We start from the raw sequence: 13491 nt of genomic DNA on the forward strand, positions 1-13491 counted from the left end.
ACGGATTCGGTCGTGGCCCGAGCGGCCACGTACTTGCCTGGCGCCGCCGCCGCCGGGGAAGTTGGCGCCGCTTGTGCGACCCCTGTTGGCGTGGGCTGTCCTGGAGGGCCGGCCGTGGCGGTGTCGTCTTCGTCCTTCGCGCCTCCGCACGCGATGGCAATCAGCATCGCCAGGGATAATGCGAGCGGTACGAGGACCAGGAACAGGCTTCTTCTCAACAGCATCGTATTATACTCCTAGTGTGGTGTGGGAGTGTGTCTACCCTGCGGGTCGCCATCCGATTGCCGTTTATGCCCTCTTTGACCAAGTGAACAGTGGTGTCAGTTTATTGCGCACTACTTCTATATCACAAAAGCGCCTAAGAATGCAATACAGGCAACGGAGTCAGTCAGGCTCATTGCGAAATACAGCGAAAACAGGCGCACATGCTTTATTCAGGTGAAATATGCGGCAGCATGAGTCTTGGCCAGGGAAGACAAAAGGCCCGCCCGGCGGAATCGCCAAGCGGGCCTTTCAATCAACTAAGGCGTCCCTTGAACGCCTGCATCAGTGGCTTACTGGCCCAGGACCGGGTTCCAGTATGCGGCGTCAAGGAAGCTGACGCTCTTGTACTTCTTGGACCGGTTGCCCGGGTTGTTCAGGTTGTCGATGCCGTCCTCGAAGTACAGCATATCGTGACTCGGGCTGTTGCCCGTCGTGCCGTTCCTCGGCACGTTGCGCAGGTTGTTGCGCTTGGTGCGCAGCGCGCGCAGGATGCCTGAGTACGCAAGGCCGTTCACATGCATCTGGAGCTCCGCGTTGGTGCGGAACAGCGCCTTGCCGAGCTCGATCCTGCGCGGGCTGAATGTGCCGATGACCTGTCCCTCGACGTACATGTTCTGCATCGTCTTGGCATAGCCTGAGATGTCCGCAGGGTACGTGCCAGCGGGGGCCATGGTCCCGTACGCGTCCTTCCACTTCGGGTCGGGGCCGGTGGGCGCTACGCCCTGCTCGCCGCGGGTGCTGAAGTACGTTCCGGCGCCGGGGAAGCCCTGGTGAGTGGCGATCGGGATGAATCGCTGGTTGCCGGACGACCACGGGTTCACGCCGCCCTCTGTGTGGGTGGACCACTCATAGTACAGCGTGGGGTTGATAATCCTGTTTTGTGAGGCAAACGTTGTGCTGTTTTCCTTAAAGGTCAGCTCGATGCCGACTTCCCTCAGGTCGCCCTGCAGGAGCTGAATGTACGGCAGGTACGGGCCGTAGGACTCCATGTGGAGGCGCAGGCGTCCGCCGCCGTCCTTGCGGTCCAGGTAGCCGTCGTCGTTTGCGTCCTTGTAGCCCAGCTTGGCCAGGAGCGCCTTCGCGCCGGCCACGTCGCGCTGGATATTCAGGTACCGGACCTTGTCATCCGGCGCGTAAGGCGTGCTGGGATGCGGCGCGATGTTCTGCGGCACTGCAAGGCCGGCGGCAAGCGACTCGTTGGCGCTCACGCGGTTCCAGGCCTTTGAGAGCGCCAGGCGGAAGTCGTACGTCCTCAGCAGGGCGCCGACCTCCATGTCGTTCTGGACCTCCTGGCTGATGCCGATAATCGTGTCGCCGCCGTCAAGGGCCGGGTACTTCATGACCGTGTAGTCGCCCTTGTCCATGTTCGCCAGGTACAGCGGCAGCTCGGACAGGTCGAGGGCGTTGCGGTTGAAGTCCGCCTCGCCGGCCATCATCCTGAAGACGGCCACGTCGCGGCTCTCGACCACGAATTGCTCAACTCCGTCCAGGTACGGGAGCTGGTTGCCCTCGGGGTCAACCCCGAAGAAGTAGTGGTTGCGCTCGAAGATGTTGCGGCCGGGAGAATAGGACTTTGTGATCCATGAGCCGCGCCAGGGGATGTAGTGATCGCCTTTGTAGATGTAGTTCGGGTCGTACGTCGTCGGGATCGTCGTCGAGGGGATGCCGGAGAAGGCGCGAACGTTGCGGACGAAGGTGAAGAGGCGGACCCAGTCGGGCTGGTTGTGCTTTGTCAGCAGCGCCGGGATCTCGGCGGCGTTGTACTTGGTGTGGTAGCGCTTGAAGACGTGCGACGGCGAGATGAAGCAGCGCGGGCAGCCCCTCTGGCCGGAATAGACCGTCACGGCCGAGGAAGGCGAGAACGAGAACTGGGGATCGTCGAACGAAATCTGAAAATTCCACTCGTCGATGACCTTGAACTTGAAGTCCTTGCCCGTGATCGGCGAGAGGAGGTCCGCCGGCAGGCCGGGCATGAGCTCCTTGTTTAGTGTCAGGTCCTCGATGGCGAACCTGTGGTTTTCCATTGTGACGGGATAGCCGTCCGACCACCTTGCGCCCTTGCGGAGGGTGAAGGTATAGGTGCGGCCGTCGGCGGATGCTTGGAAGTCCTTGAATGCGCTCGGGATCATGTACTGGCCCGTCGGGTCCAGGCTAAGTCCGCCGGAAGTGCTGAAAATACCATCGACTGCGATCAGGCCTGTGTCCGTGTAGCGCATGACGCCGCCGTACACGCCGATCTCATCCGAAGGAGGATAGATCTTCACGTCCTCGCGGACGGGCAGGCGCTGCTCGAGGGGCAGGATCTTGCCCGCCTTCACGAGGGCGGCGGACATCGGGGACTCCTTGAACTGGGTCGGGATTGGACCCTGGTAGTAGTCGGCGTCCACGAACACGCTGTCGGGCGTGGCGCGGGCGGCCACGTACTTGAAGCCGGGCGCGGACGCCGCGGGCTGGGTGCCTTTGGTGCGCTGCGGCGGGGGCTTCGAGAAGCCGTCCGGCGCGGCCTGCGCCTGTTCCGGCGCCGCGGGCTGAGCGGCGGGCATGGCCGGGGCAGCGGGCTGGGGCGCCGCGGGCTTCTGAGGTGTTGTGGGAGCGTTGGACGTAATTGCCGTCGCGGCCGGGGCCGCGGGCGCGGGGGCCTGGGGCTCCTGCGCTTCATCGCCCGCGCATGCTATGAGCGCGAACATGGAAGCGGAAAGGACAAGGGTCATGAGGACCAGGACTCGTCTGCTCGACATTGGGTCATCTCCTTGCTTGAGTTGCATTCAGGCGGTCCAATTAACGCTAAAGCCCACGGTTCTGCTGCGCGCTAGCCTCCTTTCGCACACTCTGGGCCAATCAGTAGTTCACTCATGTAGCGCGGCCCTGTATTCGCAGCCCGATTTGGGGGACCGGTACCGGGCGTAGAAAGGGTACAAGCACACCGCTTCCGCGTGGCCTGTACAGATACTACGGATGTCCTACCCAGTCGGATTTCAGAAGGGAGCACAATTTCCGAAAACGAAGGTGAGGACCGTCCACAGGCGCCGGAACGGTCCGTTCCGGCGCTCATTCTTCGCACCGGTGGCGTCATGCCCAGTCCTGATCTCGCCGAAATGTCCGTACAATTGTAAGAATGGCTACGGAAGAAACTAAACAGACGACGGCACCATATCAATGTGCAGTCCAAATGTCAATTGCACATAGTTGCCCGATGCATTCGCGGTAAGGTACGCGCGGCTCACCTGTTCTCACCAGGCGGCCCGCGTGCTAAGATGCGGAAAGGCATCAGCATGGAGTATCCGAATTGACAGGCGTAGTCACCGGCAACGGCGCAAGGCATGATCCGCAAGAGAAGGCGGTCGCGCGGCTGTGGGCCAACGCCGGCTCGGTGCCGGCCTGGATAGTCACCGAGGATGGCGCGCGACTGAAGGTTGTCTATGCCGGCAGGCCAAGCAGCAAGGCGGGGCCGGACTTCCGGGACTGCGTTCTTGTGAATGAGGCCGGTGAGAGAATCGAAGGCGATGTGGAGGTCCACCTGGATGAGGACGGCTGGCGGAGACACGGTCACCACCGGGACCCTTCATACAACGGCGTCGTTCTTCACCTCGTATTCCACCAATCGCGCCGGTCGTCCACCGCGCACAGCTCAGGCACCACGGCGCCCGTAGCACTCATTTCATCCCTCACAACAATAGGTCCCGCCGGGACGGGTCCGGCGCCCGCCGGCACGGTCGCAGGCGGTCCGGCAGCCGTTCTGGACGCAGCGGGCGACGCCCGTTTCCTGGCCAGGAGCAAAGGCCTTGCAGGAGATATCGAGCGCCTCGGTCAGGACCAGGCTGCCTACGCGGCTTTCATGGACAGCATGGGATTCGCCGGAAACCGCAAGGCCTTCGGTGACCTCTCAGCCAGAGCGAACTATCGTCTCCTGTCCACCTTGGCGGCGGAGCCGGCGGAGACACGACTGTTGGCGGCGCAATCGCTTCTCCTGAAAACGGCCGGCCTTATGCACCGGGTCGAAGACCCCTCCCTGGTCCGAAGGTTGGCCGGCATAGCGCCCTTCCTGCCTCGGTCAAGGGCTATGCGCGACGATGCGTGGCACACCTTCCTCGTACGCCCGGCGAACCACCCGGCGAGAAGACTGGTGGGCGTGGCGTGCGTGGTAGACCGGTCATTCAAGTCAGGCTTTGCAGAGACGATTTTGCAGGCTGCCGTCTCAGGCGCCCCAGCGTCCGTTCGCGCCTCACTGCAGGCGGAGCCTTGGATAGGCGCAGGGAAGGCGGCAGAGTCAGCCGTAAACGTTGCATTGCCCTTCGCCCACACGATGGGCTCATTGCGGAGGGATGCCGGGCTGCAGGCCAAGGCCATCGCTGCATACAGGGGTTTCCCGGCGCCGGCGGAAAATGAGATCACCCGTGAGGCCAGGGTAATTGTGGAACGGCGATTGGGTCCCGTCGAAGTCAAGACTGCCCGGCGGGCCCAGGGGCTGATTCATCTTTACAGGGGATACGTCGCGTCCGGCGCTATGGCAGGACGGGCCGGACAGGCGTTGGCGTCACCTGGGGCGGCCCCGATATGATCGCCATCACTTCCTGCGCGCGCTGGAATTCGCCGCTGGCCTCGTAGAGCTGGGCCGCCTTCTCCAGGTCGGCCAGCCCCGGCACCGTCACCCCGCTATTGAGGTAGAGCACTCCTCGGTTCCGGTATGCGTCGGCGAACTCCGCGTCAAGCTCGATCGCCTTGTTGAAGTCTTCCAGGGACTTCTGCCGGTTGTTGAGCCTGTAATAAAGCAGGCCGCGCCCGTGGTAGGCCTCTACGTACTTCGGGTTCAGCTCGATCGCGGCGTCGAAGTCCTCCATCGCCTGGTCGTTGATGTTCTCGTGGTAGTATGCGATTCCCCTGTAGAAGTAGCTGTTCGCAAAGTTCGGCTCAACACGCGTAACAATATCGAACTGGGGGATCGACTCCTTGTACTGGCCCGCCTGGAGCAGGGCGACACCCTGGGTGAAGTTGAACAGAACGTCCGGAGGGCGTGACGTCGGCGTGGGAACGGGTGTTTCGGAAGGTGTCGGGGTTGCCTCGGGCGTCGCCGTCGCCTCGGGAGTCGGGGTGGGGGAGGGTGGCTCGGGCGTCGGCTCCGGCGTCGACGTGCACGCTACAAAGGCCAGCGCGATGACGAAAATCGCCGGGAGCAGGGTGAGCCTGGCTTGAACTTTCATATTCCTCCGCGCGAATGGGGGCGGTCACCACGTTCCGCAACGTGACTGTAGAATATCACAACGCCGGAATCCGGTTAATGGTTACTCTGAGAGGGAGAGTGCAATGCTGCGCAGCCTTGAAGGAAAAAGCCCGAGGGTCCATCCCACGGCGTTCGTTAGCGAGACGGCCTACCTGATAGGAGACGTTGAAATTGGCGAGGGCTCCAGCGTATGGCCGGGGACGGTCATCCGCGCCGATATGGGTAAGATTACCATCGGCAAGTTCACCTGTATCCAGGACAACTCGGTTGTCCACGGTGACGCCGATGTGCTTATCGGGGACATGGTCGTAATTGGCCATCGCGTGCTCTGCCACGCCGCCAGGGTAGGGGACCGCACGCTCATCGGCAGCGGCTCGACCGTCAACGACGGAGTTGTCATAGGCGCGGACAGCCTTATTGCATCCGGCGCCATGGTCATTGAGCGAATGGATATACCGGCGCGCTCAATGGTGGTGGGCATCCCGGCCCGCGTAAAGTCGCAGGTAGAAGATCGCCACATGGAACTCATCCGCCACACATGCGAAAGCTACATAGAGAAAACGAAGCGCTACAAGAAGCAGGGAAACCTCGAGTGAAGGGTGTTAGGTGCTGTTCTGGCTTACATTTCCTCCGGCGCGCTCATGCTCATGAGCCCCAGGCAGCGGGCCAGGACTGTCTTTGCGGCGTCCACGAGCTTCAGGCGCGCCTTCGTGTACGGCAGGTCCCCGGGCTCGCTTGAGACGACGCGGCACTGCTGGTAGAACCAGTGGAACGCCGTTGCCAGGTCCATCGCGAAGTGCGGCAAATGGTGCGGCTCCAGGTTCCGCGCCATCATCTCGATGAGCTCCGGCAGCGAGAGCATCTTCTTGATGAGGGCCTGCTCGGCCTCGTGCGCCAGCAGGGAAAGGTCGCCGTCCGAGTAGTCTATGCCGCGCTCAGCGGCCAGGCGGAGAATGCCCGCAATTCTCGCGTGGGCATACTGCACGTAGTAGACTGGGTTCTCTGCCGACTGCTTCTTGGCAAGCTCCAGGTCGAACTCCATCTGGCTGTCCGCCGACCGCGAAAGGAACACGAACCGGCACGCGTCCGCGCCCACTTCTTCCACGAGTTCGTGAAGGGTGATCATGTCGCCCGTCCGCTTGGACACCCGCACCACCTCGTTCCCGCGCTTGAGCGTCACCAGCTGCGTTATGAGCACGGTGAGCGCCTTATTCGGCGCGCCGATCGCCGCCGCGGAAGCCTTCACCCGCGGTACGTGGCCGTGGTGGTCGGCGCCCCAGATATCGATCACCTTCTCGAACTTGCGCTCAAAGAACTTGTTGTAGTGGTACGCGATGTCGGATGCAAAATAGGTTGGGTGGCCCGTGTTGCGGACCAGCACGTTCTCCTTATTCTTATTGTCCTCGTCCATCAGCGCGGGGGAGGTGAACCAGGTCGCCCCGTCGTGTTCGGATAGGTAGCCGCGCTCCTCCAGCACCGCCATGATCTTCTTGAACTGGCCGCCGGTGTAGAGCGACCGCTCGCTGAACCAGTTGTCGAACGTCACGCGAAGGCTGTCCAGATCGGCCCGGATGGACTCAATGTTCATCTGCATCCCCAGCATCCCCACCTTTTCCATCGCCTGCGCCTCGGGCATGCTGAGAAACCCTTCGCCGTGCTTTTCGCCAATCGCCCTCGCAAGTTCCGTGACATACCCCCCGCGGTACCCGTTCTCCGGCACTTCAGCCTCCCGCCCGCACACCTGCAGGTAGCGCGCCCACAGGCTCTTCATGAACAGCTCCCACTGGTTGCCTGAGTCGTTGATGTAGTACTCGCGCTGGATGTCGTAACCAGCGGCCTCCATGACGCTGCAGAGCGCGCTCCCGAACACAGCGCCCCGCGCGTGGCCAACGTGCAGCGGTCCGGTCGGGTTGCCGCTCACAAACTCCACCTGCATCCTCACCCCTGCGCCGGCGTCTACCCTGCCGTAATCCGAGCCCGCCGCGCGGATGGTGTCCACCTGGGATGCCGTCCACGCCGGATTGAGCGCCATGTTGAGGAACCCAGGGCGCGCCGCCCATGCCTTGCTCACGGGGCCGTCCGTGCCTATAAGCGGCGCAAGAGTTTCCGCGATCTTCATCGGGTTCATGCGCAGCGGCTTTGCCAGCTTCATCGGCGTGCTGGTGGCAATGTCCCCGTGCTCGGCGTTCTGGGGCCGCTCGAGCGTGATCCGGTCGACGGGCGCTTCCGGCAACAGGCCCTTCTTGACCGCCTCGTCCAGGGCCTGCCGGATTATCGCCGAAATTTCGTGGTGGATTGCCATTCTCGTCTCGCATCTGTTGTGGATTGTGAAAAATGTTACACCCAATATAGCAAATAGGGGAGTAGTAACCCGCCCCTGATATCGGAGTCGGACCCGAATGCGCCACCGTCCGGCGGGCGAGGGCGATTGATGTGTTCACTCCATGGCCGTACAATGGACTATCTTGCACTTTACTTAACATTGGACGCCATGTATCGTCGCAAACTTCTGAAAGCTGCCTCGTCCGGGCCGGAGGCCATTCTGCTCCTGGTGGCGATGTCTCTTGCGCTCTTCGCGACGGGTTGCAAGAGCGGCCCAACGGCGGAAGAGCAGGCCGTCGAGAGCTACCTGCGCGGTGCAGAGCTCCAGCGGCAGGGGAGTATGCGCGCGGCCGGGGACGCTTACTCCGACGCCGTCCGCCTTGACCCCGGCTACGCTGAAGCCTACGCCGGGCGCGGCTATATTTTCTACGTCCACAACAACTTTCAAAGCGCCATCCTGGACCTCAATCGGGCCATCGCGCTCAAGCCGGACCTCGCCGTCGCCTACAGTTACCGTGGAATGGCGTATGAGGGGATGCCCAACGACCAGAGCGCCCTCCTGAACTTAACCAGGGCCATTGAGCTGGACCCCCGCCTCAAGGAAGCTTACTACCGGAGGGCGACACTCTTCGTAAGGGCGGGAGACATCGAGGCGGCGATAGACGACCTTACGGAGGTCATCGCCCTGGACCCGGAGAACACGGACTACTACGTCGAACGTGCACAGGCGTACGCCGCCATCGGCGACCGTTCCCGGGCGGCCCTCGACCTTGAGAAGGTCATCGCCCTTGCCCGGGACGACGAGACCCGCGCCGCCGCGCGCCGCCTCCTGCTCGCCCTCCAGCAGGCCGAGCCCAGGTAGCCGCGGGCCGGGAGCGGCGCATTTCACCCCCACAGCATCGTGGGACTGATTGACTTGCCGCAATCGGCGCCTATAATTACACATTTATTTCCCGGCGACAGGGGCCGGCTGGTCGAGGAAGGCCTATTTGGCGCGCTCGGAAGCGGAAGTGAGAAAGTTACCGATCATCGGCGGCATCCGGAGGCAGGACGCACTGTGGCTTGTGTCCATGTCGTTCATGCAGTTCGCCATGCTCATGCCCATCTCCAGCTTCGTCGCCGCCGCGCCCTTCATTAAGGAAGAGTGGGGCCTCACCAACACCCAGGCCGGCGCCGTATTCTCCTCATACCTCGCCGCGTACGCCGTCGCCGCGCTGTTCATCATCCCCCTGAGTGACCGGCTCGGCCCCAAGCGCATACTCATCGGCGCTGTGGTCCTTTCCGTCGCCACCCAGGTCCTCTTCCCCATCGTCGCGGGCAACTTCGTCGTCGCCATCATCCTCCGCGCCCTGACAGGCATCGGCTTCCTCGGCGTCTACATGCCGGGCCTCAGGATCATTTCGGAGCGCTTCAAAGGCAGCGGCCGCGGGTCGGCCGTCGGGCTATACGTTACCTTCCAGTACGCCGCCAATAGCCTATCGCTGGCGATAACCGGCATCTTGATGGCCAGCATGGCATGGAGGGACGCCTACCTCTACATAGCCGTCCTCTCCGCTATCAGCCTCCCGCTCGCGATTGTGCTCATGTCAAGGTCCAACGTTTCCCACAACGGCAGCGGCGCCCGTGGCCTGCTTAACGTTGGGGTGCTCAAGGTGGCCTCCATTCGCTACCTGATCGCGGGCTACTCTATCCACGCGCTCAACCTTTACACAGTGCGCGCATGGCTGCCCGTCTTCCTGACCGGCGTTCAGATAGCCGGGGGCGCATCCCTTACAGAGGCGGCCGTAACCGGCGCGACGGTCGGCGGCTTCGCCCTCACGGTCGGCTCCATTGGCCCGCTTATGGGCGGAGCCATATCCGACAGGTTCGGTCGCGCCGTCTCCGCCATGACCATATTCTCGCTCTCCGTCGTCTGCTTCCTCGCCATCGGCTGGCTGGGCAGCATGCCGTGGATCATGATCGTCGGCGTCGCGGTCATCCTCGGGTGGTCGGTCGCCGCCGATTCCGCCATCTACTCCACGGGTATCACGGAGGTGTCCAACCCCACGCAGCTCGGCTCCGCAATGGCCCTCCAGGCCTTCGTCGGCGTCATGAGCGGCTTCATCGGCCCCATCATGTTCGGCGGCCTGCTGGACCTGGTTAACGAAGAAGACAGATGGGCCTTCGGCTTCTCCGCACTTGGCGTCCTGGCCGTGATCGGCATCCTCGCCCTGGTCCGCCTTCGGTCGCTCCCCCAGAGCTGCGTCATGGCTAAAGGCAAGGGCTAGGGCGGGTCCATGGCATCGGTTACAGTCCGCAGTACAACCCACTACCGCCAGCAGGTCACAACCTCGTCCCACACGCTCGTCGCTGATGAGCCGATGGACAAGGGCGGCGACGACGCCGGTTCCAGCCCCACGGAGCTCCTTGTCGCCGCGCTCGCTTCCTGCACCTCCATCACCATTCAGATGTACGCCCGCCGCAAGGGCTGGCCTCTCGAGGCGGTGACCGTTCACGCCACACACGAGCGCATCCCGATTGTGCCGCGCCCCCAAGACCCGGCCGTCCCGCCCAACCGCGAGACGATCGCCCTGGACATCCAGTTGAAGGGTGATCTCACCGAGGAGCAGCGCGCCCGCATCCAGGAGATCGCTCGCAGGTGCCCTGTCCACCGCACTCTGGACGCGCGCCCGGAAATATCGGACACTGTGCGAATTATCAAAGAGGAGAGCACCTGATGGCTGAGCTTCGGAAGAACCGCGCCAAGCACAAGATCCACAACGGTGAGTGCGCCTTCATAGCGATGGGGTACATGAACCCCGAGCTGATCGAGTTCCTGGCCCAGTTCGGATTCGACGGGGCATGGATCGAGACCGAGCACGGCCCCGGCAGCTTCGAAGACATCCAGAACATGACGCGCGCGTGCGACGTGTGGGGCATCTCCTCGGTCGTCCGCGTGAACCTGAACGACTACGGCTGGGTCTACCGCACGCTGGACATGGGCGCGCAGTCGATCGTCATTCCCCACGTAAACACGGCCCAGGAGGCGAAGGACTTCGTCCACGCCGCCAAGTTCAAGCCAATCGGCCTGCGCGGCATGTACACGAGCCGCCAGGGTCTCGGTGTGAAGGACTACTTCCAGAAAGCGAACGACGAGACACTGCTCTGTATCCTGATAGAGGATATCGTCGGCCTCAACAACCTCCCGGAGATCCTGAAGGTCGATAACATCGACGTCTTTTTCATAGCTAACGGCGACCTGGCCCAGAGTATGGGCTACATCGGCCAGAACAACCACCCGGAGGTCCTCGCGGCGGCTGACCGCGGATACAAGATGATCCGGGACGCCGGCCGCATCGCGGGCGCGCTCGTTGTCGATTCCAATGTGGAGACATACATCAAGAAAGGGGTAAAATTCTTCGCCGTCCCCTGGACCCCATGGGTGGAGTCCGGCGCAAAGAATTTCCTGGAGAAAGCCTCCCGCGCCGAAAAGTCGCTCAAGGGTTAGGGCCCGTCCAGTCTTCGTAGGGGCGCCCCGATTCATCGGGGCGCCCCTACAAAATCCGCCCATTGACGCCACAGTCATGCCTCCCCATCCTCATTCCCAACACCCAACACCCAACACCCAACACCCAACACCCAACACCCTCTTCCCCTTTACCCGTCACCCTTTACCCTTTACCCTATTCCCATGCCCAACGTCGCCCACCAGCTCCAGCTTCACTTCGACCCCGCTCACGTCGCCATTCTCCGGCGCATCGCGGACGCCGCCGGCCGAAACGGCGCGCGCGCCTACCTTGTCGGCGGGGCGTCGCGCGATGCCATTCTCGGCGTGCCTCACCTGGACCTGGATGTCATGTATCACGGCGGGGGCCCCGACCTGCCGGACGCCATCGCCGCAGGTACCGGCGGGAGCGTAACCGCGCGCACGGAGTTCGGCACGGCGAAATTGGAAATCGAGGGCCTTCTGGTGGACCTTGCCATTGCGCGCAGGGAGACCTACCCTCACCCCGGCGCGCTGCCGGAAGTCTTTCCCGGCACGCTGGAAGAGGACGCGGCGCGCCGCGACTTCTCCATCAACGCAATCGCCGTATCGCTCTCACAAGGAACGTGGGGTGACCTCTTCGACCCGCACCACGGGTTCGAGGACATTAAGAGCGGCACGGTGCGCGCCCTGCACGGCAGGAGCTTCGCGGACGACGCAACCCGCATCCTCCGCGCCGCGCGATACGCCGGCCGACTTGGCTTCAGGCTGGACGGTGCAACCGCCGCGTGGCTGGCGCGCGACATGCATCACCTTGGCGCCATCAGCGGAGACCGCGTCCGACACGAGCTGGTTCGCATCTTCCGTGAGCCGGAGGTGAGCGAAATCCTGGCGATGCTGGAGGCCTGGGGAGCATTCCGCGCCGTGCTTCCCGAATGGATTGTTGACGCGGCCACGCTGGCGTCTGCCGGCAAAGCCGCAGCGGAGCCGGGGCCCCAGCGGGACGCGCGCATGTTGGCGCTCCTGGCCTATGCGGTGGCCCCGGGCAGGGTGGAAGCGCTTCTGGACCGTCTGCGCCCGGACGCCGAAGGAATCAAGGCGGTCCGGGACGTGCATGCCGTCAAGTCGCGTTACCCGCAGCTTGCAGAGCCGTCCCTCAAGGGGAGCGACCTCGTGTTCGCCCTGCGCGGAATGGATCCCGCCGCCGTCGAAGTCTGCGCCCTCGTCGCCGGGGACGCTTTGGTGCAGGGGAGGCTCCTGGACTATCTCAGCAGGCTGCGCGCCATCCGCCCGTCACTGACCGGCGACGACCTTCTTTCCCTGGGCGTCCCAGAGGGGCCAATGGTGGGCAGGCTGCTCCGTGAGTTGCATGTCGCCCGGCTGGACGGCCATTTGCGCTCCCGCGATGAAGAGATCGCCTTCTTGCGCGCCAGGCTGCCGGGCGCGTAATATTCCGACTGACTGGACCCGAATGCTGCTCAGGGCCGAAAAGGCGGAGTCTGCCTCTGTAGAGACTCCCGCCGAAAAAGCGACCCGCTCCGTCAGGCTGCGATACGCGCTCTATGCGGGGATCGTTGTGGCCGCCGCGGTGTTCCTGCCCATGGTCGCCGGCAGGCTCGCCGAAGAGACCGGCCTTGGCGAGTCCTTCGTCGGCTCGCTCTTCGTCGCCGCCACGACGTCGCTCCCGGAGGTTGTCGTCACAATTGTCGCCGTGCGAATGGGCGCTCCCGACCTGGCGCTGGGGAATATCCTCGGCAGCAATCTCTTCAACGTGGTAATTCTCGGCCTCGACGAGTTCTGGTACACCCCGGGCCTGATCCTTGAGGACGCGTCTCCGCACAAAGTCTTCTCGGTCCTTGGGGTCCTCCTTATGTATGGCGCCATCGCCCTCTGGACCACCCCTCTACGCGGCCTTATCACGCGGCGCATCGCCGGCCTGTCACTGGGGGCGTGGCTACTCGTCGCCATTTACGCCTCCACCCAGGTCACCCTGTTCCTTCTGACGTGAGACGGGCTGGGACACATGGATCCAGGAAACACGCAGGACGCCACGATATCCGTCACGACAGAGGCCGGCGACACCATTTCGGTAGGGGCGGGTCTCAGACCCACCTGCATCAACTAATTCGATTTCCGAGCATGCGAATCTCGGTCTAACGGCCTTGTAAGATAAAAAGAGACTGGCTGATGTATAAAATGTGAGATAGCGCGGCAGGCCGATCAG

At 63.1% G+C, this 13491-nt stretch carries 12 protein-coding genes; 8 read left to right on the forward strand and 4 right to left on the reverse strand.

What is annotated here, in order from left to right:
• Both FJ319_12820 and FJ319_12825 read right to left on the reverse strand, forming a co-directional pair.
• The coding region (locus tag FJ319_12820; GenBank protein MBM3935158.1) for a hypothetical protein at positions 1-224 on the reverse strand (224 nt) is incomplete at its 3' end.
• A gap of 330 nt (positions 225-554) precedes the next feature.
• The gene (locus FJ319_12825; protein MBM3935159.1) at positions 555-3029 is read right to left on the reverse strand and encodes a hypothetical protein; all 2475 of its coding nucleotides are present in this window, start codon (positions 3027-3029) and stop codon (positions 555-557) included.
• A gap of 521 nt (positions 3030-3550) precedes the next feature.
• Between FJ319_12825 and FJ319_12830 the strand changes: the two genes are divergently transcribed.
• Entirely contained in the window at positions 3551-4822 is a 1272-nt protein-coding gene (locus FJ319_12830) for a DUF2851 family protein (protein ID MBM3935160.1), read from the forward strand.
• On the opposite strand, the gene FJ319_12835 is transcribed toward FJ319_12830, so the two are convergent.
• A complete protein-coding gene (locus tag FJ319_12835) occupies positions 4767-5462 on the reverse strand; it encodes a tetratricopeptide repeat protein (GenBank protein MBM3935161.1) in 696 nt (231 codons plus the stop codon). The two genes, FJ319_12830 and FJ319_12835, sit on opposite strands and share 56 nt — an antisense overlap.
• A gap of 103 nt (positions 5463-5565) precedes the next feature.
• Here FJ319_12835 and FJ319_12840 point away from each other — a divergent pair, with 103 nt between their 5' ends.
• Complete coding sequence (locus FJ319_12840; protein MBM3935162.1) at positions 5566-6078, forward strand: gamma carbonic anhydrase family protein; 513 nt, start codon at positions 5566-5568, stop codon at positions 6076-6078.
• A 23-nt stretch (positions 6079-6101) separates the two neighbouring features.
• On the opposite strand, the gene FJ319_12845 is transcribed toward FJ319_12840, so the two are convergent.
• Entirely contained in the window at positions 6102-7784 is a 1683-nt protein-coding gene (locus FJ319_12845) for an arginine--tRNA ligase (protein ID MBM3935163.1), read from the reverse strand.
• 126 nt (positions 7785-7910) lie between these two features.
• On the opposite strand from FJ319_12845, the gene FJ319_12850 reads away from it, so the two are divergent.
• The 6 genes from FJ319_12850 to FJ319_12875 all read left to right on the forward strand — a co-directional run bounded on the left by FJ319_12850 (position 7911) and on the right by FJ319_12875 (position 13275).
• A complete protein-coding gene (locus FJ319_12850) occupies positions 7911-8666 on the forward strand; it encodes a tetratricopeptide repeat protein (GenBank protein ID MBM3935164.1) in 756 nt (251 codons plus the stop codon).
• 148 nt (positions 8667-8814) lie between these two features.
• On the forward strand, positions 8815-10071 hold the full coding sequence (locus FJ319_12855; protein MBM3935165.1) for an MFS transporter: 1257 nt from the start codon (positions 8815-8817) through the stop codon (positions 10069-10071).
• 9 nt (positions 10072-10080) lie between these two features.
• Positions 10081-10521, forward strand: coding sequence for an OsmC family protein (locus tag FJ319_12860; GenBank protein ID MBM3935166.1), 441 nt, complete (start codon positions 10081-10083; stop codon positions 10519-10521).
• Complete coding sequence (locus FJ319_12865; GenBank protein ID MBM3935167.1) at positions 10521-11291, forward strand: hypothetical protein; 771 nt, start codon at positions 10521-10523, stop codon at positions 11289-11291. Before FJ319_12860 ends, FJ319_12865 begins: the two co-directional genes overlap by 1 nt.
• Positions 11292-11474: 183 nt before the next feature.
• Complete coding sequence (locus FJ319_12870) at positions 11475-12716, forward strand: CCA tRNA nucleotidyltransferase (protein MBM3935168.1); 1242 nt, start codon at positions 11475-11477, stop codon at positions 12714-12716.
• Positions 12637-13275: a hypothetical protein gene (locus FJ319_12875; protein MBM3935169.1), complete on the forward strand. Its 639-nt coding sequence runs from the start codon at positions 12637-12639 to the stop codon at positions 13273-13275. Before FJ319_12870 ends, FJ319_12875 begins: the two co-directional genes overlap by 80 nt.
• The last annotated feature ends 216 nt before the right edge of the window (positions 13276-13491 follow it).

The organism is SAR202 cluster bacterium (genome assembly GCA_016872355.1).
In the GTDB taxonomy this organism is placed as follows: Bacteria; Chloroflexota; Dehalococcoidia; order Lucifugimonadales; family VGZY01; genus VGZY01.

What these genes read in the sequence shown, in the direction of transcription:
- FJ319_12835 (MBM3935161.1), bottom strand. Translation starts at nt 5,462, where the DNA reads ATGAAAGTTCAAGCCAGGCTCACCCTGCTCCCGGCGATTTTCGTCATC.
- FJ319_12860 (MBM3935166.1), top strand. Translation starts at nt 10,081, where the DNA reads ATGGCATCGGTTACAGTCCGCAGTACAACCCACTACCGCCAGCAGGTC.
- FJ319_12840 (MBM3935162.1), top strand. Translation starts at nt 5,566, where the DNA reads ATGCTGCGCAGCCTTGAAGGAAAAAGCCCGAGGGTCCATCCCACGGCG.
- FJ319_12870 (MBM3935168.1), top strand. Translation starts at nt 11,475, where the DNA reads ATGCCCAACGTCGCCCACCAGCTCCAGCTTCACTTCGACCCCGCTCAC.
- FJ319_12845 (MBM3935163.1), bottom strand. Translation starts at nt 7,784, where the DNA reads ATGGCAATCCACCACGAAATTTCGGCGATAATCCGGCAGGCCCTGGAC.
- FJ319_12865 (MBM3935167.1), top strand. Translation starts at nt 10,521, where the DNA reads ATGGCTGAGCTTCGGAAGAACCGCGCCAAGCACAAGATCCACAACGGT.
- FJ319_12875 (MBM3935169.1), top strand. Translation starts at nt 12,637, where the DNA reads ATGTCGCCCGGCTGGACGGCCATTTGCGCTCCCGCGATGAAGAGATCG.
- FJ319_12825 (MBM3935159.1), bottom strand. Translation starts at nt 3,029, where the DNA reads ATGCAACTCAAGCAAGGAGATGACCCAATGTCGAGCAGACGAGTCCTG.